Here is a 21241-nt window from a genome sequence, read left to right on the forward strand (position 1 = left end):
CGACCGAGTGACGAGTTGAGTATTACGGCTTCCACACAAGGCGAAAGCGGGCGGTATGATACCGGAGCAGGGCGGTGGCAGCAATATAAATAGCCAGTATTCGCTTATTTACTCACCCGCGCAGTTCATTGGCACGCCGGTATCGCCCCTCATAATCAAACATTTTCTCCCGCACCTGCCAGAACTGGCCCTTCATGCGGGCCACCACGAAATCCGGGTGGCGCAGTAAAACTTGCAGGGCGACGATATCCGCCGCCGTCTGCCATTCCAGCGGTACACCCGGTGCGCGCTGGTGAGGGCGCAGGAAATTGTGCAAAAACGCCATGCGTTGGGCGGGCGTGCTGAGACGGTAACGTTCGGAGACATCCGCGCCGTCTTCATCGTAATAGGTGATTTTCAGCCATTCGCCTTTATCGTCGCGCCCCTGTTCCAGATTCATGCCGCTACAGCGCAGCACCAGCGCATCTTTCAGGCGCAGTGCGGCTTTCAGCATATCGTCCGGATCGACCAGAATTTCCTGGCACTGGTGGCAACGCCGCGCGGCGATATCATTTTCCGCGCCGCAGTGCGGGCAACTTTTAAAGCGGAAACGGAAATCGCACTGTTCGCGCTGGCCCTCGTCATCTTCCAGCACGCCCTGACAGCGGCGGCCAAAATGTTCGATGATCGTGCCGTCTTCGGTGGTTTTCCCCCAGAAGATATTGGCGAAGCCGCAGGCGGGGCAGAAGACCTGCACCGGTTTGTTATCGCCCGCCGGTTTATGGCTGCCGACTTCCGGCGTGAAAAGATCGTGCGGGTTTCCGGCGTAATCGAGGATCAGACAATCGGTTTTACCCGGCGCCAGACGCAGCCCGCGCCCGACGATTTGCTGATACAGGCTGACCGATTCCGTCGGACGCAAAATGGCGATCAAGTCCACGTGCGGGGCGTCAAAACCGGTGGTCAGCACCGAGACGTTCACCAGATAGCGTAACTGCTGCGCTTTAAATGCCGTGATCAGCCGGTCGCGTTCGACGGCGTGCGTTTGTGCGCTGATAAGGGCCGCTTCGCCTTTCGGCAGCAGGCCAAAAATCTCACCCGCATGTTCCACCGTGGAAGCAAAAATCATGACGCCTTTGCGATCCTGCGAGAACTCCACGATCTGGCTGATGATGTGTGGCGTGATACGTTTTTGCTGGCGCAGTTCGTTATTCAGATCCGCTTCGCTGAACAGCCCGTTGCTGTTGGCCTGCAACCGGCTGAAATCGTAACTTACCACCGGCATATCGAGCCGCTCAGGCGGCACCAGAAAGCCGTTTTTGATCATGTAACGTAACGGCAGTTCATAGATGCAGTCGCGGAACAGGCTGTTGGCATCGCCGCGCACCATGCCCTGATGGTGGTACTGATAAATCCAGCCTTTGCCGAGCCGGTAAGGCGTGGCCGTCAGCCCGAGCAGGCGCAGACGCGGGTTTTGCGCTTTCAGGTGGGTAATGATTTGCTGATACTGGCTGGTGTCATCGTCAGAAATGCGGTGGCATTCATCGACGATCAGCAGGGAAAACTCACCGCTAAACGCCGCCAGATTGGGGGCCACGGACTGCACGCTGCCGAACACCACTTTGCCGCTGCTTTGTTTGAGGTTCAGCCCGGCGGCGAAGATATCCGCCTCCAGCCCGTAGGACAGGTATTTGCTGTGATTCTGGGCCACCAGTTCTTTGACATGCGCCAGCACCAGCACACGGCCACGGGCGACGCGGGCGAGTTCGGCAATCACCAGGCTTTTTCCCGCGCCGGTAGGCAGCACGATCACCGCCGGTTCATCGTGCTGACGGAAATGACGCAGCGTGGCGTCCACGGCATCTTGCTGATAGGGGCGGAGCGTAAAAGCAGTCACGGGTCGGCCATCACCTGTTCATTTACATGTTAATAAATACAGTGGTGGAGTATGCCAAGAAATCTGCCGCATGGCGATGAGCAATCAAATCACGCCGTGGGAATGTGTAGCCTGCTTATTTTTATGCTTTCCTCCTAGGATGCGTCGCTAAGCGCGGCTATACTCTCTGTCTCAATGCGGCAGTGCATCTGCCCCCTCGAAGTAATAATCACGTTTTGCAGTAATTGCGAATTGAAAGTATTACGAATCGAACAACCCTGAACCCTGTCAGTTGCTTGAATGCGGCGGCGGGGTCTTGTGTTTTATCAGTAACGCGATCACTCAGATCGCCATGTAAGGCAAGCCGATCCAATGCGTCTGGACAAGTTTTTATCTCAGCAATTAGGTGTAAGCCGCGCGCTCGTTCTGCGTGAGCTTCGCAACAAACGCGTCACCGTTGACGGTGAAATCGTCAAAACCGGCGCGATGAAAATCAGCCCCGAGCAGCGTGTCGAATTCGACGGTAACGTGCTGGATCAAATCACCGGCCCGCGTTATTTCATGCTTAATAAGCCGCAGGGCTATGTCTGTTCCACCGATGATCCCGATCACCCGACCGTGCTGTACTTCCTCGAAGAGCCGGTGGCGTACAAACTACATGCCGCAGGGCGTCTGGATATCGACACTACCGGTCTGGTGTTAATGACCGACGACGGCCAGTGGTCGCACCGCATTACGTCTCCGCGCCATCAGTGCGAAAAAACTTATCTGGTGACGCTCGAAAATCCGCTGGCGGATGATACAGCCGCACAGTTTGAAGCGGGCGTTCAACTGCACAACGAAGATTCCCTGACCAAACCGGCACAGCTTGAGCAAGTCGATGAGCGCGTGGTGCGTCTGACCATCAGCGAAGGCCGTTACCATCAGGTTAAACGCATGTTTGCCGCCGTGGGCAACCACGTTGTGGCACTGCACCGCGAACGCATTGGCGGGATTGTGATGGATGAAGATTTGGAGCCAGGCCAGTATCGTCCGTTAACTGAGCAGGAAATTGCAAGCGTTGGCATGCCCCCGCGGTAGTTTTTTCATTATCTGATTAATTTGGTGGTGAACGTGCAGGAAAAACCGGTATCCCATATTGGATTAATTTTCATTCTGGGATTGATATCGATGCTGATGCCATTGGCTATCGATATGTATCTGCCAAGTATGCCCGTGATTGCGCAGGAATATGGTGTTCCGGCGGGCAGTGTGCAAATGACCCTCAGCGCGTATGTGCTGGGTTTTGCGATAGGGCAGCTGTTTTACGGGCCGATGGCAGACAGCCTCGGGCGTAAACCGGTGATCTTCTGGGGCGTGATGATCTTTGCGGTGGCGGCCGGAGCCTGTGCGATGGCGCAGTCGGTCGAGCAACTGGTCTGGATGCGTTTCCTGCACGGCTTAGCCGCCGCAGCGGCCAGCGTGGTGATCAACGCCCTGATGCGCGATATGTTCACCAAAGACGAGTTCTCGCGGATGATGTCTTTCGTGGTGCTGGTGATGACCGTCGCGCCGCTGCTTGCTCCGATGCTGGGCGGCGTGCTGATGGTGCTGTTCAGCTGGCACGCGATATTCTGGGCGATGGCCATTGCGGCACTGATCGCAGCGACGCTGGTCGCGGTGTACATCAAAGAGACATTACCCAAAGAGCGAAGACAAAAATTCCATTTACGCACCAGCGTGGGCAACTTTGTCTCACTGTTCCGTCATAAACGCGTGCTCAGTTACATGCTGGCGAGTGGTTTCTCCTTCGCCGGAATGTTCTCTTTTCTCAGCGCCGGGCCGTTTGTCTATATCGAGCTGAACGGAGTTTCACCGCAGAATTTCGGCTTTTACTTTGCGCTCAATATTGTGGCGCTGGTGATCCTGACGCTTATCAACAGCCGTAACGTTCGCCGCGCAGGTGCCGTCAAAATGTTCCGTTTTGGCCTGTTTGTGCAGCTGGCGATGGGTATCTGGCTGGTCGTGGTTTGCCTGCTCGGTCTGCCGTTCTGGACGATGGTGATGGGCGTGGCAGGGTATGTCGGCGTGATTGCTATGGTGACGTCTAACGCCATGGCGGTGATCATGGATGACTTTCCGCACATGGCCGGTACCGCGGCCTCTCTGGCCGGGACGATTCGTTTCGGCACCGGTGCGGCGATTGGTTCCATTCTGTCACTGTTTACCGCGAAAAGTGCCTGGCCGATGGTCGGTTCAATGGCGTTTTGCGTGATTGCCGCCACCTTGCTGTACCTGTACGCGAGCCGTCCGCAGCCTCAAAAAGCATCATAAGAGCCGTTGCAGACGCGATCAAAAATAAAGGCTGGCTAAATAGTATTATTTAGCCAGCCTTTTTCTTTTTCTGCCGTTCAATATCAATAAGTCAGCTTACTTTTGATTAAAGGTATTAAGCCGCTCAATACTGGATTTATACCCCAGTACCACATATGCCACCTGTGCCTCGACACCGGCGATCAGTGCATCTCTTTCTTCGGGCGTGATTTTATTTTTACGCGCAGCAAGCGCGACTTTCTGCATGGACTGCACGGCTTCATCCATCTCTTTCTGGAAGACTTTGACTGCCTCCAGCGTGGGCTCATTCTTTACCACTGTCAGCGCCTGATCGGCAGAATCACGGATAGCCATGAATTCTGCCGGGGTCGTTATGTTGTCTTTATCTATGCTTTTCAATGCACTGTCTTATTCAGGGTGTGATGTTTTTAGCGTTAAAGTCATGTTTATCTCCAGAGCGTAAAGTTAACTGCGAAGGACTTACGATCAGAGATTAGTACAAAATTTAACCGCGTATTATATAAAGTCTAAAAATTTGACTTTACTTCACCAATAATAATGCTTACCTGAATAATCATTATCATTTATACGAATGACCTCTGCATCAGGGCGACGTAATGATCAACCGGCAATGGGCGTATTTATGCTTTTCGTCTTGCGGCTTATCCGCATCCGGGCATATTCATCCGCCATCGCTTTGGCTTTCGCGCCGGGGATAAGCGCCATGTCGCACTCTTTCGGCAGTAACGTGGTGACCGCTGCGGCAATCAGTAACGACGCCACCAGCGCGTAAATCGCGGTGCTCTGACCGTACAGGCTGACCAGTACGCCGACCAGATACGGCCCGCAGAAGCCCCCTAAATTCCCCAGACCGTTAATCACACCGCGCGCGCTGCCTGCCACTTCCGGCGTGGTCACTTTGCCCGGAATGGTCCAGAAGGCGCTGGTGGCGGCTTGCAGGAAGAAACCGGCACCTACCAGGAAACCGTAGGCCGCCATGATGTTATGGCCGAATGCCACCGACGCCGCCAGACAGGCTGCAAAACCACACAGCGGCAGGGCGATAAACATCCGGCGTTTACCGGTTTTATCGGACATCACCGACATCGCCAGGATCCCCAGCATGGTGCCCACGTAAGGGATAATCGCCAGCATACCCACCGAGCTCATGTCGCCGCCGGTGAGGTTTTTCAGAATAGTCGGCAGCCACAGGGTGTAACCGTAGATCCCGGTCTGATAGAAGAAGTTAATGATGATCAATTTGACGATAGAACCGTTGCGGAACACCTCTTTGAGCGGCGCATTGTTCACCGGCGCCAGCGCCCGCAGGGCGTCGCGTTCGCGGTTCAGCTCGGTGACCAGATAGTCGCGTTCACGCTCTGACAGCCATTTGGCTTCTTCCGGACGGTCGCTGATGGTGAACCACCAGAAAATCATCACCACGAAAGACAATGCACCTTCAATGATGAACAACCAGCGCCAGTCGAGTGTATCCAGAATCAGGCCGGACAGCGGCGCGGTGATCATTCCGCCCAGCGGCGCGAACATCAGCACGTACGCATTGGCGCGGCCACGTTCTTTATCCGGGAACCAGTTGCTGACCATGGTCAGCACCACCGGCAGCATCCCGCCTTCGGCCACACCCAGCGCAAAGCGCAGGAACAGCAACTGATATTGATTGGTAATAAAGCCGGTCAGGATGGAGATCACCGCCCAGGCAATCAGCGAGCAGGCGATAAACTTACGTCCGCTGCCGTGAACCGCCAGGCTGCCGCCCGGAACCTGCAGGAATAAATACCCGATAAAGAATATACCGGCGGCCAGACCGGCCATTGATGCGGTAATGCCTAATTCAGCGTCCATTCCGCCCGGCATGGCGAAACTGATATTAACCCTGTCCATGAAAGAAATAATACAGGCGATAAGGATGGGAGCGATGACGCGTAACCAGCGGGCCTTAGGAATCTTATTATTCATATTCTTTCCTCTGTGTAGGGGTATCAGGCGATGCCCTAATAAAAGCATTTTGAGGAAAGTATTTCGTGACATGAGTCACGTTGAATTATGTTAAGAAAAGGTGTTACTTCTTACGTGATCCCACGCCTTATTTCAGGCGTGGATAAACGAAGGAGGACAGGGCAAAAGAAGAGGGAATACCCGGTTAAATGGTGCCGCCAAGCGAGATGCGGTAGTGCAAATCGACCCGCTCAATGGTGGGCAGGTTATTGATTTTTTTAAGTAATATTTCAGACACCACTTTGCCCATTTCAAAGCGCGGCGTGATGACACTGGCCAGCAGCGGCGTGGTGGCCAGCCCGATATCCAGCCCGTGGAAACCGGAAATCGCCATGTCCTGCGGTACGCGGATGCCTAATTTCAGGCATTCCTGTAACACGCCGACCGCAATATCGTCATTGGTGCATAAGATGGCATTGGTTTGCGGATCCAGCTGGCGCGCCATTGCCAGCATGCCTGCGCCAATAGACACCGACGAGACTTTATTTGGCGTGATATGCACCGGCGTCAGCCCGCGTTCATTCATGGCGCGGCAATATCCCTGATAACGTTTCTGATCGCGGGCATCAGACATCGAGCCGAAATAGACCACATGCTGTTTGCCGCTGGCGAGCAGCGTGGTGGCCATGTCGTAGCCGGCCTGCTGATTGTCAAACCCTACGGCGATCCGGCCATGGGTATCATCCAGATCCATCACCTGCGCCACGGGAATATCCGCCGCATTCAGGTACTTATCGGCTTTCAGCGTATGGACGGAATCCGTCAGGATAAGCCCCGCCAGCTGATAACCCAGCAGGTTGATGATGTGCTCTTCTTCGCGCTCTTTGCTGTAATCATAATTGACCACCAGCGTCTGGTAGCCCTGTGCCGAGGTCACCGATTCAATACCGGCCAGCAAATCGGAGAAGATCTGATTATTGAACGACGGCACAAGAATGCCGATGCGCGGCGCTTTGGCCGGTCCCCGCGCCTCTTCCAGCGGATATCCCACTTCCTCCATCACCCTGGTGATGCGCTCGCGGGTTTCAGGAGACACCTTTTCCGGCGTGCGCAGAAAACGACTGACCGTCATCTTGGTCACATCTGCCAGTTGGGCGATATCCTGTAGTGTCACGCGCTGATTTCTCATGCGGAATGTTCCTGGTTGTGCCTGCAAATAGTCCTGATTATTGAAACAGAAAGCGCCGTGAATTGTTATCAAAATGATGATGATCACACGAAGGGTAACAGCGTTTTTTAACATCCTTCAAAGTGATCTGCATCACAGTTTGCCCGCGCCTAAAACGTTGTAGTGTGGCTAACGCTTCGAACCGCTTCCTCCATAAGGCCAATGCTATGACAAATCTCTTCTCACTGGATAACAAAAAGATACTGGTCACCGGATCCACGCGCGGTCTGGGTTTCCTGCTGGCGAAAGGGCTGGCGCAGCACGGCGCTGAAATTATCGTCAACGGTACCCAGCAGGCGTCCACGCAAAAGGCGGCGGAAGCCCTGCGGGCGGAAGGTTTTATCGCCCATGCCGTTGCGTTTGATGTCACCAGCAGTCAGGCGGTGAATCAGGCGATTGATCACATTGAAAGCACCATCGGACCGATCGATGTGCTGATCAATAACGCCGGGATCCAGCGCCGTCACAAATTCACCGAGTTTCCGGAAAAAGATTGGGACGACGTGATCGCCGTGAATCAGAAATCCGTGTTTTTGGTTTCTCAGGCAGTGGCGCGTTACATGATCCCGCGCGAGCGCGGCAAAATTATCAATATCGGTTCGATGCAAAGCGAGCTGGGCCGCGACACCATCACGCCTTACGCCGCGTCAAAGGGGGCGGTGAAAATGCTGACCCGCGGCATGTGTGTTGAGCTGGCGCGCTACAATATTCAGGTGAACGGCATCGCGCCGGGCTATTTCAAAACCGACATGACGCAGGCGCTGGTGGATAACAAAGAGTTCTCCGACTGGCTGTGTAAACGCACACCGGCAGCGCGCTGGGGTAACCCGGAAGAGCTGGTCGGCGGCGCAGTTTATCTGTCATCCCGGGCCTCAGATTTCGTCAACGGGCATCTTTTATTCATTGATGGCGGCATGCTGGCCGCGGTGTAGAAGGAAGCGAGATGAGCACAGAAAACGCGAAAATTGCTTTAGTCACCGGCGGCGGGAGCGGCATTGGCCTGAGTGCCGCGAAGGCGCTGGAAGCGATCGGTTTTACCGTAATCCTGGCCGGGCGCAATAAAGAAAAACTGGATCAGGCGGTGAAGTTATTTGCAGCGGGGCAGGCGGTGGCGCGGCAACTGGACGTTACCAGCCCGCAGTCGGTCGCCGCGCTGTTTCAGGATATTCAGGAAACCTTCGGTCGGCTGGATGTGCTGTTCAATAACGCCGGTAACAATGTGAAGGATGTGCCCATCGACGAACTGCCGGTGGAAGACTGGCTGTCGGTGATCAACACCAATCTGACCGGCGTATTTTTATGTACGCAGGCGGCGGTAAAACTGATGAAACAGCAATCGCCGCAGGGTGGGCGCATCATCAACAACGGCTCGATTTCGGCGCAGTCGCCGCGCCCGAATTCTGCGCCGTACACCGCCAGCAAACACGCCATTACCGGTCTGACCAAATCCACCGCGCTGGATGGGCGCGCGTTCAATATTGCCTGCGGGCAGATTGATGTCGGCAATGCGGCGACGGATATGGGCAATAAAGCGCTGGCGGGCAGAATGCAGGCCGACGGGCATATCGCCGAAGAACCGGTGATCCCGGTGGAACGTGTCGGTGAGGCGGTGGCATTTATGGCCGGTTTGCCGCTTGATACTAACGTGCTGACCATGACCGTAATGGCGAGCGCGATGCCGCTGGTGGGCAGAGGGTAAGCTGAGTTTCTGACATAAAAAAACGGCCCTTAAGCAGGGCCGTTTTGCATTGCATTGAACGAATTACGCCGCTTTCGCTTTGCGTTTGCGTCCGAGCCAGAAAATCAGCACCAGCAGAATCACCACGCCTGCCACCATCGCCGGCGCCATGAACGGCTGGAGTTTTGCCAGCAATGTGACCGGCCCGCCGGCGCGTAACACCGCGACATCCTGCGCGTTAACCTGCACACCCGCGTTGCCGTAGTTCTTCAGCACGTAGTTGGAGATATCGGCAATCTGCTGATCGTCGAGCTGACCGACATACGAACCCACGCCAAATTTCGGCATCAGCACATGATGGTCGCCGACCTGGCGATCCACGCCGTACAAAATGGCGGAAATCAGGTTTGACGCGTTGCCCAGACCGGTAGCGGTATTGTTGAACAGCGACGGGTACGCCTGATTCTTGCTGCCGGAGCCATCCGGCTGATGACAGCTGGCGCAATAACCGCTGAACAAGGCCGCACCGTTATCGATGGTTTTGTTCGCGTTATACGGATGCGCGCCGCGCAGGCCTTCTTCCACGTTTACCGGCTTACCGAAAGTATCCGCTGCCTGCGTATCCCGCGGGTCGCGCACCGGTGTGCTGTTTTTCAGGTAGAAGGCAATCGCGTTCAGATCCGTGTCAGACATGTATTGCAGGCTGTTTTGCACCGCTTCTGCCATGCCGCCTGCCGCCTGATTTTTCCCGGCGGTACGGCCGGTTTTCAGGTATTCCACCAGCTGAGCCTGCGACCAGTTGCCGATACCGCTGACCGGATCAGAACTGATGTTCGGTGCATACCAAGGGCCGACCATGCCGCCCGCCAGCGGTTTATCGGTCACTGAACCCATCATCAGGTTACGTGGCGTGTGGCAGGTATCACAGTGACCGGCACCGTTGACCAGATACGCGCCGCGGTTCCATTGCTCGCTTTTCGACGGATCCGGCTTAAACGGCGTGCTGTCGAGATACATCATGTTCCAGCCCGCCATCGCAATACGCATGTTGAACGGGAACGGCAGGGCGGTTTCAGTATTCGGTTGCTCGACCGGCTTCACCCCTTGCAGGAAGTAGACATACAGCGCGTGCATGTCGGCATCGCTCATATGGCTGTAAGAGGTGTAAGGCATGGCCGGATAGAGGTTTGCCCCATCCGGACGAACGCCTGCACGCACCGCGCGGGTAAACTGTTCTTCGGTGTAATTGCCGATACCAAACTGCTTCGACGGTGTGATGTTGGTGGTATAAATCGTGCCCATCGGCGAGTGGATTTCATAGCCACCGGCAAACGGCTTACCGCCTTCCGGCGCGGTATGACAGGCCTGACAGTCAGCGGCTGTCGCCACTTCCTGACCCTGACGGATAAGCTCCGCCTGATTGTCTTGTGCCGAAGCGAATCCGCAAACCGAAGCACTTAACAGGCAGGCAACAAGGATTTTTTTCATGCTGCACCTGCCAGTTTTTTCGCCATGTCATCCGCCGCTTTCAGGCCCAGTGCGGCCATGGTCAGCGTACTGTTCACCACGCTGGAAGACGGGATCGCACCGCCGCCCGGCAACCACAGGTTAGCGTGGTCATGCGCACGGCATTCACCGTTGACCACGGAATCCTTCGGATCGCTGCCCATGATGGTGCCGCCCATGATGTGGTTGTTGGCGTTCAGGCTGGTGGTGATGTTGAATTCTTCCGCCATAAACAGGGAACCGATGTGTTCCAGCTGTTTGTGCGCGGCTTCGGCACCTTTACGCACGTAATCACCGACGTCGTAATGAATGTCCGGGCACGGCAGACCGTGCGGATCTTTACGGGTGGTGCTCAGGGTCAGGCGGTTATTCGGATCCGGCAGCGGTTCCAGGCTGATGGACAAATCCACGCCAAAGATGGAACGGCGGCGGATCTCTTCATCCAGCTCTTTCCCCACCAGCCCCATCTGCAACGCTTTCGACGTCGCCGGGATCACGCGGCTGATATTGTTGAGGATCATTTTGTTAGCAGAATAATCTTTGCGGAAATCGCCATCGCGGGGGCCGACCAGGCAGCTGCTCTGCGCCGGACCACGGCCAATCCACAGGGGTTCTTTGGCGATAAACGTACAGTGGAAACCGGAGTGATCCATCATGTTACGGCCAACGTGATCGGACGAGTTGGCAATCCCGTTCGGGTTCTTTTCGTTAGCTGCCATCAGCAGCAGACGCGGGGTTTCGATACCGTTACAGGCCAGTGCGAACACTTTACCGGTGGCTTTATGCGATTTTTTGTCGCTGTCCAGCCAGTGAACGGCGGTCACATTGTTGTTTTCATCGGTGTCGATTTTGTAGACCACCGCTTCGGCCAGTACCACGGCACCTTTGTTCTCAGCGCGTTCCACGTGGGCAATACCGTTATACATGGCACCGATCGGGCAGATGGGCTGGCAGTTGTTGTTACCGCAACAGGTCGGGCGACCGTTCCACGGGCGGGTGCTGCGGCCCTGCGGGATCGGCACCGAACGGTAACCGTGCGGGTTAACGATTTCAGCGAAACGGGTATCGCCGTAACCGTACGGCACCTGCTCCATCGGATAGGGTTTGCTGCGCTCGGAAGGGGATTGCAACGCCGGATCATTCGGGCCTGCTACGCCAATTTCTTCTTCTGCGCGGCAGTAATAAGGTTCGAGTTCATCATAGGAAATCGGCCAGTCACGACCCACGCCGTATAACGTTTTCATTTTGAAATCGTTAGGAACGTGACGCCAGCAGGACGCCGCCCAGTGCCAGGTGGTGCCGCCAACGGTGCGCAGATAGCCTTGCTTGAAGCTGCCCGCGCTCGGGCCGGTCAGATGGACATAGTTATTTTCCGGGAAATAGAGCGGCGCGGGGGCGTTTTCTGACTGCGGGTAAAGTCCCTGGAAATCAGAACCGGCACGGTTGTCGAACGGCATATTGCGCCAGTTCTCCACGGCCTGCGCACGTTCAATGCGCAGGCCGGCTTCCAGCACCAGTACGGAATAGCCCTGGCTGACCAGCTGATCGGCAATCATGCCGCCCACGACGCCGGAACCGACAACGATCACATCAGCAGACGCATCGCCGTCTGCGGTAAATTCGGGTTTTTTCATCAGGCTTTGCTCACATCAGCAGATTCAGAAAGGTTGGTAAAACGGTCGGCGTTCATGGATTCAGGCATTGCGGTGTCAGGCGGCGCAGCGGTGAAGTACAGCGGACCGTTACCGCAGTAAGTCGGCACGATCAGGCCGTCGCTTACCGGGCGATACATCAGTGCATCTTTATAGGATATTAAAATGGAATCGGTACCATGACCGACTGTGCCGGTGTACCAGGCGGTGACGATCAGTGTCACCAGATCACCCAGGCCTTGCTGGCGTGCGGCTTCCTGCAAGGCTTTGGCGGATTGCCCCGGTTTGACCAGCGCATGCAGCTGAGTGACCTGCGCGGCGAAATCCGGATGCGAGCGGTGGAACGCGTTGAAAATCTGCGCGGAAGCACCTTCGCTGATATTTTTATGTTCTGTGATGGCCTGAGAGATCAGGTAGAACTGACCGAAAATAACCGGCGACGCGGTGGCCGTCTCTTTTTCAGCCAGGCTCAGGAACGGAAAGCCGAGCAGGGTGCTGGCAACCATTGCGGAGGTTAAACCTTTCAGCAGTTGACGACGACTGAAACCGGTTCCATTGGCAGTGACATTGCTTTCCATGATTGAAGGATCGTTTTCCATCTCATTTCTCGCTGGGTTGGGTGTGAGCCAAATGACTCAGGAATGCGTAATAAAATGACTTTTAGTGATATTTATCAGAAGGTTAAGGCGGGAGGCTTTCATCCTGACAGGTGATATCAGTAATAACGATGCGGATGATAAGCCAATAATAGGGGTTTTGTGCAAACAAATTGTGCGGATTTATTAACATTAGATCACGAATTTAACGTATTATGCGCCGCGCTGAAAGCTGTAACCAGATGGTTCATTTCACAATGAAATAGCTGACAGCCTCACACATTTTTTTACTGCGAATAACATATATGTGACTGATAAGTAATAAGTTAATCTGCCGCTTATTTTTAAGCACTCACGCCATATGTAAATTTTATGTAAACAAATAGAAGTTAAAAAGTAGCCACCAATGCTTAAAATGGTTGTTAAATAAGGCGAAAAAGGTTACAAAGAAGCCAAAATGAGATCTGGCTCCCACAAACGTCGGGAGCAGACAAAACAAGGCTACTGTCAGCTGGCTGGCTTTTGATTACGTTAATTTAATGTTAATGATTTGAGCATTAATTGGGCAAAGCGGCGTCTGTCGTCTATAACTGGTATAGATGTTACGCATTTGCAGGTGAAGTGTATAAATCATTATCTGGGGAATCCCGTGAATAATATCCAACTTTCGGTAGTACACCGTTTGCCGCAAAGTTATCGCTGGATGTCAGGTTTTGCCGGTATCAAAGTTGAACCGATTCCGCTGCCTGGCAACGATGAAGATAACAATCTGATTGGCCTGAAATTGCTCAGTCATGAAGGTGAGTTTGCCTGGCAGGTGATGCACCAGCTGACTAATGCGCTGGAAGATATTCAGGTGAAAGCCGCGATCGTTGAAATCGACGGTGAGCCTTGTCTGTTCGTGCATCGCGAAGATGAAAGCGCCACGCTCTGTTGCCTGAAAAATATTGGCGCGGCCATCGCCGAATCGATTACCGCACTCTATCCGTTCTGACCGCCTGACGTGTTCCCCTGTCAGGCGCGTCGTCCCGCCCGTTCGCTATTCCAGGCGTAACCGCTTCACACCACCGGCGTATCAAACGCATCCGATGCGGCCAGCAACTCCCGCGTATAAGCCTGCTGCGGTGCGTTGAAAATCTGCTCACAGTCTCCCTGTTCCACCACTTCCCCATTCTGTAACACCATCAGCTGATGACAGAGTGCGCGCACGACGTGCAAATCATGGCTGATGAACAGATAGGTCAGGCCGCGACGCTGTTGCAGCTCGCTGAGGATTGCCAGGATCTGCGCCTGCACCGATTTATCCAGCGACGACGTAGGCTCATCCAGAATCAGCATTTCCGGCTGTAAAATCAGGGCGCGGGCGATGGCGATGCGCTGACGCTGGCCCCCGGAGAATTCAGTCGGGTAACGGTGACGGGATTGCGGATCCAGCCCCACGTCTTCCATGGCGCGGATCACCTCTTTTTCACGCTCTCCGGCGCTCACTTTCCGGTGTACCAGCAGGCCTTCGGCAATGATTTGCCCGACGGTGAAACGCGGGTTCAGCGCCGAAAAGGGATCCTGAAATACCACCTGGATCCGGCTGCGAAAGGGCAGCATTTGCTGACGCGAAAAAGTATGCAGCGGCTGCCCGTCGAACCAGATTTCACCCTGTGACTTCAGCAGGCGCAGCAGCGCCAGCCCGGTGGTGCTTTTCCCTGAACCGGATTCGCCCACCACGCCGAGACTTTCCCCACGACGAAGCCGGAAACTGACCTGACTCACGGCATGTTTGATGCTCACTGTGCGGCGCAGCAGACCGCGTTTGACCGGAAATCCAACCGCAAGATTTTTCACCTCCAGCAGAACCGGCGGCTCGCCCGTCAGCGGCTGCGGGCGGCCCTGTGGCTCGGCCTGCAAAAGCTGGCGCGTGTACGGGTGCTGCGGCTGGCTGAACAGGCTGGCGCGCGGTTGCTGCTCCACCACGCGGCCATGCTGCATCACCGCGACGTTATCTGCCAGGCGGCGCACGATACGCAGATTGTGGGTAATAAACAGCATTGCCATGCCCATTTCCTGCTTCAGCTCATCGAGCAGCGATAAAATCTGCGCCTGCACCGACACGTCCAGCGCGGTAGTCGGTTCATCGGCAATCAGCAGTTTTGGCCGGGTCAGCACCGCCATCGCAATCATCACCCGCTGGCGTTCACCGCCGGAAAGCTGGTGCGGGAAATCTTTCAGGCGCGAGGCGGCCTGACGGATACCTACCCGGTCAAGACAACGGACGATCTCGTTGCGTGCTGCCTCACCGCGTAACCCGCGATGCAACATCAGCACTTCGGCGAGCTGTTTTTCAAGGGTATGCAGCGGGTTGAGCGACACCATCGGTTCCTGAAAGATCATCGAAATCTGGTTGCCGCGAATACTTCTCAGCGTACTTTCATCCGCGTGGAGTAAGGATTTTCCGGCAAACAGAATGTCGCCCTGCGGATACATCACCGGCGGCGAGGGCAACAGGCGCAGCACTGACAGCGCCGTGACACTTTTGCCGGAGCCTGATTCGCCCACCAGCGCCAGCGTTTCTCCGGCGCGGAGAGTCAGCGACACATCGCTCACCACTTCGCGCGCTTCACCGGCCTGACGAAAGGCCACGCTGAGATTTTTAATGTGTAAAAGAGGAGTGTCTGTCATCTCAGCGCGCCTCATGATGTTGTGCGGACGGATTAAAGGCGTCGCGTACCGCTTCACCAATGAAAATCAGCAGAGACAGCAACGAGGCCAGCACCACGAACGCGCTGATGCCCAGCCACGAGGCCTGTAAGTTGTTTTTGCCTTCCATCAGTAACGTGCCGAGAGAGGGCGAACCGAGCGGCAGGCCAAAACCGAGGAAATCCAGTGAGGTCAGAGACGTTATCGACCCGCACAAAATAAAGGGCAAATAGGTGAGGGTGGCGACCATCGCATTCGGCAGCATATGCCGCAGCATAATGGACCGGTCGCTGACGCCCATTGCCTGCGCCGCACGAATGTAGTCAAAATTTCGGGTGCGCAGGAATTCCGCGCGCACCACGCTGACCAGCGCCATCCAGCCGAAGAGAATACTGATCAACAGCAGCCACCAGAAACTTGGCTGCACCACGCTTGCCAGAATGATGATCAGATAGAGCGTGGGCATGCCTGACCACACTTCGATAAAACGCTGGCCGAGCAAGTCAATCATGCCGCCGTAATAGCCTTGTACGGCGCCGGCCATGACCCCGATGACGGAGGTCAGCGCGGTGAGAAAAATGCCGAAGAACAGTGAAATCCGCAGGCCGTAAAGAATTTGCGCCAGCACATCGTGCCCGTTGCTGTCCGTGCCCAGCCAGTTTTCTGCCGAGGGCGGGGAAGGGAAGGGCTGTGTGGTGGCAAAATTAATCGACTTAAAACTGCTGCGGATCGGTGCCCAGAGCACCCAGCCGTGATCTTCTAGCTGTTTAAGCACGAACGGATCCTGATAATCGGTCGGTGTTTCCAGTTCGCCGCCAAAGGTGGTTTCGCTGTAGTTCATCATGAAAGGCACATACCAGTGCCCCTGATAGCGCGCCAGCAGCGGTTTGTCGTTGGCCAGTACGTCAGAAAGCAGGGCCAGCGTGAACACCACCAGGAAAATCCACAATGACCAGAAACCGCGGCGGTTCTGACGAAAAAGCGCCCAGCGCGCCTGGTTCACCGTGCTTAAATGACGTGGCATCAGTGTCGGCCCTCAAAGTCGATACGCGGGTCAACCAGCGTGTAGGTCAGATCGCTGATGATGTTCAGCAGCAGGCCGATCAGTGTGAAAATATAAAGCGTGCCGAACATCACCGGGAAATCGCGCTGGACGATGGCGTCATAGCCCAGCAGGCCTAACCCCTGCAATGAGAAAATCACTTCAATCATCAGGGAACTGGTAAAGAACATGGTGATGAAAATGGCCGGAAAACCGGCGATCACCAGCAGCATCGCGTTGCGAAACACATGGCGGTACAGGATCTGCTTCTCGTTCAGCCCTTTGGCGCGGGCGGTCACCACATACTGTTTACCGACTTCATCCATAAAGGAGTTTTTGGTCAGCATGGTCAGGGTGGCAAATCCGCCGATCACCGTCGCCACCACCGGCAGCGTGATATGCCACAGGTAATCGGTGACTTTGCCGTACCAGGGCAGGGTATCGAAATTCGGCGAGGTCAGACCGCGCAGCGGGAACCAGTCGAGGTAGCTGCCGCCGGTGAACAGCACAATCAGCAGAATGGCAAACAGGAACGAGGGAACGGCGTAACCGATAATAATCAGTGAACTGCTCCAGTTATCGAACTTCGTACCGTTACGCACCGCTTTACGGATACCCAGTGGAATCGACACCATATAGATAATCAGCGTGCTCCATAAGCCAATGCTGACGGAGACCGGCAGCGCGCCTTTCACCAGCCCCATGACCGAGGAGCCCCGGAACAGGCTGTCGCCGAAATCAAAGCGCACGTAATTTGCAAGCATCTCGAAGTAGCGCACATGCAGCGGCTTATCAAAACCGAAGCGCCGGGTGATTTCAGCGATGACTTCAGGATCCAGCCCGCGCGCGCCACGGTACTGGCCTTCGCCAAACTGGGCGACGCCCGGCGAGGCTTTGCCATTACCGGTATCTCCGCCTGCACCGGGAAGCCCGCCGGAATGCCCCATCTCAATGGCGGCAATCGCCTGATCAACCGGGCCACCGGGCGCAATCTGCACGATGAAGAAGTTGATGGTAATGATCGCCCACAGCGTCGGGATCATCAGGAGTAGTCGTCTTAACAGATAGGCGGCCACAGCAGGCTCCTCAGCGGCGTTGCGCAGGTAAACGGGCTGCGCGGTTAACGTCGTACCACCAGGTATCGAGCTCCATTCCGTTGGACGGGGTGATGGCTGGCATTGAGAATTTATCCCAGTACGCATAACGCTCGTGATGGGTGTACCACATCGGGATCATCAGCATATTCCAGGTGAGTACGCGGTCCAGCGCATGGCCCAGCGACAGCAATGCCTCGGGTTTGCCCTGGTTGGCGGCGATTTCATCGGTCAGTTTGTCGATAGCCGGATCGCTCACGCCAGACTTGTTGTAGGTCGAATCCAGGAACCGGGTATTCCAGTAAAGTTGCAGATCGCTGCTCGGGTACGACGTGGCGGGATAAACGGTCGGCAGCATGTCGTAATCACGCTGGCGCATACGGCGCACGAACTGCGAGTTATCCACTTCACGGATCGACATCTGAATGCCCAGCCGCTGCAAATTATGCTGGAACGGCAAGACGTATTGCGCGTTCCCGCCAGCTGGCAGCAGTAACTCAAACGTCAACGGCTTGCCGGTTTTGCTGTTGACCAGCACCTGATTTTTCACTTCCCAGCCCGCTTCTTTAAGCAGCGCGGTGGCTTTGAGCAGGCTGGTGCGGTCATTGCCGCTACCGTCAGAACGCGGCGGCTGATACAAGGTGGTAAAGACTTCTGCGGGCACTTTATTTTTCAGCGGCCCGAGCCAGGCCAGTTCAGCCGAGTTCGGATAATCTTTGGCGGCATATTCGGTATTTTGAAAATAACTGTCCACCCGCTGATAGGCACCGAAATAGAGTGCCTTGTTCATCCAGTCAAAATCGAAAGCGAGCGTTATAGCTTCGCGCACCTTGCGGTCAGCAAATTGCGGGCGATGAATGTTGAACGCCAGCCAGCGCGTATCCTGTGCCGCCTGATTTTCCTCATCGGCTTTGACGATAAAGTTTTTGCTGAAATTGCCGCCCTGATATTGCGTCGCCCAGTTTTTCGGCGAGCTTTCCATGCGGAAATCAAACGCGCCGGATTTAAAGGCTTCCAGAGCCACATTGTCGTCGAGGTAATAGTCGTAGCGGATGGTGTCGAAATTATAGCGGCCACGGTTGACCGGCAAATTGGCCGCCCAGTAGTCCGGCACACGGGAATAAGTGATGTACTGCCCGAGTTTGTAATCGCTGATGCGGTAAGGCCCGCTGCCCAGCGGCGGGGTGTTCAGCGGCTGGTTGAATTTGTGTTTTTCCCAGAATGCCTGCGGCAGGATCGGTAAACCGAGCAGGCCGAGCATCATGTCTTTATCCGGCTTTGGCAGTACGATGCGCACGGTCAGACGTGAAATGGCTTTCACTTCGACGCCTTTATACACCACGCGGAACTGCGGCACGCCCTCGGTCATGAATTTCGTAAAAGAGAAGGCGACGTCGCTGGCGGTGATCGGCGTGTTGTCGTTAAAACGGGCGCGCGGGTTGATATCCACTTCGACCCAGCGGTACTCGCTGTCGTAGCGGGCGGAGTCGGCAATCAGCGGGTAATAGCTGCCGATTTCATCGCTGGAGGTGGTGAACAGGCTGTCATAGAGAGAGCCGCTGCGTATGGCCGGGTTACCGCGTGAGGCGAAACGGTTGAAGTTATCGTAGGTGCCGATGGCGGCGAGCGTGATTTGTCCACCCTTAGGTGCAGCGGAATTGACGTAATCAAAACTGCTGAAGTTGGACACGTATTTGGGTTCGCCCAGAATCGCGAACGCATAACTGTCCTGAATAACTTCAGCCTGAGCACCGAGGCTCAGCAGGCATAACGCTGCGGCAAAAACGCGAGATAACATCCTGAATCTGCACTCCTGTGATGACAACAGCAAGATGCGGCTTACGCGCGGGCTGTCGTTCAGTGATGATCAATGAATGGCTAAGGCCTTGTAACGCGCCAGTTTTTGGCACTTTCCCTGATTTCGGCCTTTTTATCATATTCAGCGACAGACGCCTAAAAGAAAAATAATGCGGCAGACCGCCACCGGTGGCGGTTCAGATGTGATAACAGGCCTCTTTTTCATTGAAGTCACGGGTAAACGCCAGAAGCGCGGTGACACTCAGCGGTTTGCTGTACAAAAAACCCTGCAAATAGGTCACACCGTGGTTTCTCAGATACTCAGCCTGCTGGTGGGTTTCCACGCCTTCGGCCACCGTTTTGAGTTTCAGTTCCTCAGTCAGCCTGAGCACGGTATCAAGCACCGGCGCAATCAGGGTCTTTTGATCAATCGACATGACAAAACCCCGGTCGATTTTAAGGTAGTCGAGGGTGAATTTTTCCAGATAGATCAGGGCGCTGTGGCCGGTGCCGAAATCATCAATGGCGATTTCAATCTTATGGCGGCGCAGCCAGTTGAACTCGCGCATCGCCCCTTCGGTATCAATCATTCCCCGCTCAGTGATTTCAAACACAACCTGAAATGCATTTTCCGGCAGAGCCTCAATGAAGTTTAAAACGTCATCATGAAAACTGACTTTATTCATGTGGTGCGGGGAAATATTGATGCTCAGCTTGGCTTTATCCGCAAACGCGCGCGCCAGTTCGTGGGCATCAGCGGCGACCAGCATCATCATATGTTGGGTCAGCGGGACAATAAGCCCCTGAGTTTCCGCATAGCTGATGAACATGTCAGGAGGAATGCGGCCTTCGATCGGATGCTGCCAGCGCAGCAGGGCCTCGACTCCGGTGACTTTCATGCTGCGGGCTTCCACCACCGGCTGATACTCAACAAAGAATTCTTTGTTTTTCAGCCCGCGCAGGATTTCTCTTTCGACGTTATGGCGGATAAGCAGGCTGTGATAAATCAGCACGTACACCAGTATGCTCAGCAGCAGACCACCGAGCAGGGTAAAGCGGATGTTGTCGCCCGTCAGGGAAGGGGAGTAGAGGCGGATAGTAAAAGGATAATCGCCCCCCTGTATCTGCGTGAAATGGCTGGTCGGCAGCTGGCTGACCGGTATCAGCCCCTCCTGGGAGGACACCAGCGCCACATCGCCGACCAGCAGGGCAAATCCGCGATAACCCGAACCAGGCTGGGCAAAAAGCATATAAGGCGACAGCGTCAGTTCCAGCGTGGCGATCACCCCGTCATCAAATGACCCCGCATTACGCTGCCAGACAATGATCACCGGACGGTTGGGCACCGCATGCGTGCCCATTTGCAGGCTGACGGCCATCGGTTTGGTGAAATCAATGCCATGCAGCGTGGAATTGGCCGGAACGTGCTGGTTTCCCGAGGCTGACGAACAATACACCATGCCGTCGCGCACCAGCTGGAAATCGCGCACACCGATACTGAAAGCGGCATCCCGATTAATTTCACTGGCAACGGACGCGCAGCTTTCGGTCGTCAGTAAACCCACCCGGCGCATGGTATCGGTGAGCTGATGAAAATAGCGGTTGCTGAATTGCCCGGTTCTTTTGGCAATCTCATTTTGTTCGAGGGAGTTGTTGGCTTTAATGACGCTTAATGTGATGAGGGTAAATAAGATAAAAAATATCACGGAGAAAAAAAGACTTTTTTTCAAATAACGGCGTTTGGGTAATACGCTGTGCGTAAGCGCCGCTTTTAACCCCATATGAGAAGCCCTTTTTTTGACTGATGAAATCAAAGTATAACGTAGCCAAAAA

At 55.0% G+C, this 21241-nt stretch carries 17 protein-coding genes; 5 read left to right on the forward strand and 12 right to left on the reverse strand.

Annotated features, from left to right (window positions below):
• Positions 1 to 112: 112 nt before the first annotated feature.
• Positions 113 to 1876, reverse strand: coding sequence for a DEAD/DEAH box helicase family protein (locus tag ABSH60_RS16410; RefSeq protein WP_390974820.1), 1764 nt, complete (start codon positions 1874 to 1876; stop codon positions 113 to 115).
• A 351-nt stretch (positions 1877 to 2227) separates the two neighbouring features.
• Here ABSH60_RS16410 and rsuA point away from each other — a divergent pair, with 351 nt between their 5' ends.
• Together rsuA and ABSH60_RS16420 are read left to right on the forward strand one after the other, a co-directional pair.
• Positions 2228 to 2935, forward strand: a complete 708-nt coding sequence (rsuA, locus tag ABSH60_RS16415) for a 16S rRNA pseudouridine(516) synthase RsuA (protein ID WP_056778457.1) — start codon at positions 2228 to 2230, stop codon at positions 2933 to 2935.
• A 33-nt stretch (positions 2936 to 2968) separates the two neighbouring features.
• The gene (locus tag ABSH60_RS16420; RefSeq protein WP_390975793.1) at positions 2969 to 4168 is read left to right on the forward strand and encodes a Bcr/CflA family multidrug efflux MFS transporter; all 1200 of its coding nucleotides are present in this window, start codon (positions 2969 to 2971) and stop codon (positions 4166 to 4168) included.
• 96 nt (positions 4169 to 4264) lie between these two features.
• Here ABSH60_RS16420 and ABSH60_RS16425 read toward each other — a convergent pair whose 3' ends face one another.
• The 3 genes from ABSH60_RS16425 to ABSH60_RS16435 form a co-directional block, all read right to left on the reverse strand.
• On the reverse strand, positions 4265 to 4522 hold the full coding sequence (locus ABSH60_RS16425) for a hypothetical protein (RefSeq protein ID WP_122095792.1): 258 nt from the start codon (positions 4520 to 4522) through the stop codon (positions 4265 to 4267).
• A gap of 267 nt (positions 4523 to 4789) precedes the next feature.
• Positions 4790 to 6145 (reverse strand): MFS transporter, encoded by a 1356-nt coding sequence (locus tag ABSH60_RS16430; RefSeq protein WP_136375806.1) that lies wholly within the window; start codon positions 6143 to 6145, stop codon positions 4790 to 4792.
• Positions 6146 to 6329: 184 nt separating this feature from the next.
• Positions 6330 to 7313, reverse strand: a complete 984-nt coding sequence (locus tag ABSH60_RS16435) for a LacI family DNA-binding transcriptional regulator (protein ID WP_056778469.1) — start codon at positions 7311 to 7313, stop codon at positions 6330 to 6332.
• A 206-nt stretch (positions 7314 to 7519) separates the two neighbouring features.
• Here ABSH60_RS16435 and idnO point away from each other — a divergent pair, with 206 nt between their 5' ends.
• Positions 7520 to 8284 (forward strand): gluconate 5-dehydrogenase, encoded by a 765-nt coding sequence (idnO, locus tag ABSH60_RS16440; RefSeq protein ID WP_183846327.1) that lies wholly within the window; start codon positions 7520 to 7522, stop codon positions 8282 to 8284.
• A gap of 11 nt (positions 8285 to 8295) precedes the next feature.
• Positions 8296 to 9051, forward strand: coding sequence for an SDR family oxidoreductase (locus ABSH60_RS16445; protein WP_136374936.1), 756 nt, complete (start codon positions 8296 to 8298; stop codon positions 9049 to 9051).
• A 63-nt stretch (positions 9052 to 9114) separates the two neighbouring features.
• On the opposite strand, the gene ABSH60_RS16450 is transcribed toward ABSH60_RS16445, so the two are convergent.
• Genes ABSH60_RS16450 through ABSH60_RS16460 form a run of 3 tightly spaced genes read right to left on the reverse strand, consistent with a single transcriptional unit; the run spans position 9115 to position 12787 of the window.
• Positions 9115 to 10518, reverse strand: a complete 1404-nt coding sequence (locus tag ABSH60_RS16450; RefSeq protein WP_390974824.1) for a c-type cytochrome — start codon at positions 10516 to 10518, stop codon at positions 9115 to 9117.
• Complete coding sequence (locus tag ABSH60_RS16455; RefSeq protein ID WP_390974826.1) at positions 10515 to 12170, reverse strand: GMC oxidoreductase; 1656 nt, start codon at positions 12168 to 12170, stop codon at positions 10515 to 10517. The genes ABSH60_RS16450 and ABSH60_RS16455 overlap by 4 nt, the downstream gene beginning before the upstream one ends.
• Complete coding sequence (locus tag ABSH60_RS16460) at positions 12170 to 12787, reverse strand: sugar dehydrogenase complex small subunit (protein ID WP_390974828.1); 618 nt, start codon at positions 12785 to 12787, stop codon at positions 12170 to 12172. The genes ABSH60_RS16455 and ABSH60_RS16460 overlap by 1 nt, the downstream gene beginning before the upstream one ends.
• A 646-nt stretch (positions 12788 to 13433) precedes the next feature.
• On the opposite strand from ABSH60_RS16460, the gene ABSH60_RS16465 reads away from it, so the two are divergent.
• Positions 13434 to 13778, forward strand: coding sequence for a YejG family protein (locus tag ABSH60_RS16465; RefSeq protein ID WP_056778487.1), 345 nt, complete (start codon positions 13434 to 13436; stop codon positions 13776 to 13778).
• Between the two features lie 65 nt (positions 13779 to 13843).
• Here the strand turns inward: ABSH60_RS16465 and yejF are convergent, their stop codons facing one another.
• From yejF to ABSH60_RS16490, 5 genes are all read right to left on the reverse strand, one after another.
• Positions 13844 to 15457 carry a microcin C ABC transporter ATP-binding protein YejF gene (gene yejF / locus ABSH60_RS16470; protein ID WP_390974830.1) on the reverse strand — a complete coding sequence of 538 codons (1614 nt, stop codon included), beginning with the start codon at positions 15455 to 15457 and terminating at the stop codon, positions 13844 to 13846.
• A gap of 1 nt (position 15458) precedes the next feature.
• On the reverse strand, positions 15459 to 16499 hold the full coding sequence (locus ABSH60_RS16475) for a microcin C ABC transporter permease (RefSeq protein WP_390974832.1): 1041 nt from the start codon (positions 16497 to 16499) through the stop codon (positions 15459 to 15461).
• Positions 16499 to 17593, reverse strand: a complete 1095-nt coding sequence (gene yejB / locus ABSH60_RS16480; RefSeq protein ID WP_390974834.1) for a microcin C ABC transporter permease YejB — start codon at positions 17591 to 17593, stop codon at positions 16499 to 16501. The genes ABSH60_RS16475 and yejB overlap by 1 nt, the downstream gene beginning before the upstream one ends.
• A gap of 10 nt (positions 17594 to 17603) precedes the next feature.
• Positions 17604 to 19409 (reverse strand): ABC transporter substrate-binding protein, encoded by a 1806-nt coding sequence (locus tag ABSH60_RS16485; protein ID WP_390974836.1) that lies wholly within the window; start codon positions 19407 to 19409, stop codon positions 17604 to 17606.
• 196 nt (positions 19410 to 19605) lie between these two features.
• Complete coding sequence (locus ABSH60_RS16490) at positions 19606 to 21114, reverse strand: cyclic di-GMP phosphodiesterase (protein WP_390974838.1); 1509 nt, start codon at positions 21112 to 21114, stop codon at positions 19606 to 19608.
• Positions 21115 to 21241 lie beyond the last annotated feature (127 nt).

The sequence above is a fragment of the Rahnella sp. R3(2024) genome, from assembly GCF_042920125.1.
Lineage (GTDB): Bacteria > Pseudomonadota > Gammaproteobacteria > Enterobacterales > Enterobacteriaceae > Rahnella > Rahnella rivi.

Bases quoted from the DNA above. Each gene is read 5' to 3' on its own strand.
- rsuA (WP_056778457.1), top strand. From the start codon at position 2,228: ATGCGTCTGGACAAGTTTTTATCTCAGCAATTAGGTGTAAGCCGCGCG.
- ABSH60_RS16450 (WP_390974824.1), bottom strand. From the start codon at position 10,518: ATGAAAAAAATCCTTGTTGCCTGCCTGTTAAGTGCTTCGGTTTGCGGA.
- ABSH60_RS16435 (WP_056778469.1), bottom strand. From the start codon at position 7,313: ATGAGAAATCAGCGCGTGACACTACAGGATATCGCCCAACTGGCAGAT.
- ABSH60_RS16430 (WP_136375806.1), bottom strand. From the start codon at position 6,145: ATGAATAATAAGATTCCTAAGGCCCGCTGGTTACGCGTCATCGCTCCC.
- ABSH60_RS16445 (WP_136374936.1), top strand. From the start codon at position 8,296: ATGAGCACAGAAAACGCGAAAATTGCTTTAGTCACCGGCGGCGGGAGC.
- ABSH60_RS16475 (WP_390974832.1), bottom strand. From the start codon at position 16,499: ATGCCACGTCATTTAAGCACGGTGAACCAGGCGCGCTGGGCGCTTTTT.
- yejF (WP_390974830.1), bottom strand. From the start codon at position 15,457: ATGACAGACACTCCTCTTTTACACATTAAAAATCTCAGCGTGGCCTTT.
- ABSH60_RS16425 (WP_122095792.1), bottom strand. From the start codon at position 4,522: ATGGCTATCCGTGATTCTGCCGATCAGGCGCTGACAGTGGTAAAGAAT.
- ABSH60_RS16455 (WP_390974826.1), bottom strand. From the start codon at position 12,170: ATGAAAAAACCCGAATTTACCGCAGACGGCGATGCGTCTGCTGATGTG.
- idnO (WP_183846327.1), top strand. From the start codon at position 7,520: ATGACAAATCTCTTCTCACTGGATAACAAAAAGATACTGGTCACCGGA.
- ABSH60_RS16485 (WP_390974836.1), bottom strand. From the start codon at position 19,409: ATGTTATCTCGCGTTTTTGCCGCAGCGTTATGCCTGCTGAGCCTCGGT.
- ABSH60_RS16460 (WP_390974828.1), bottom strand. From the start codon at position 12,787: ATGGAAAACGATCCTTCAATCATGGAAAGCAATGTCACTGCCAATGGA.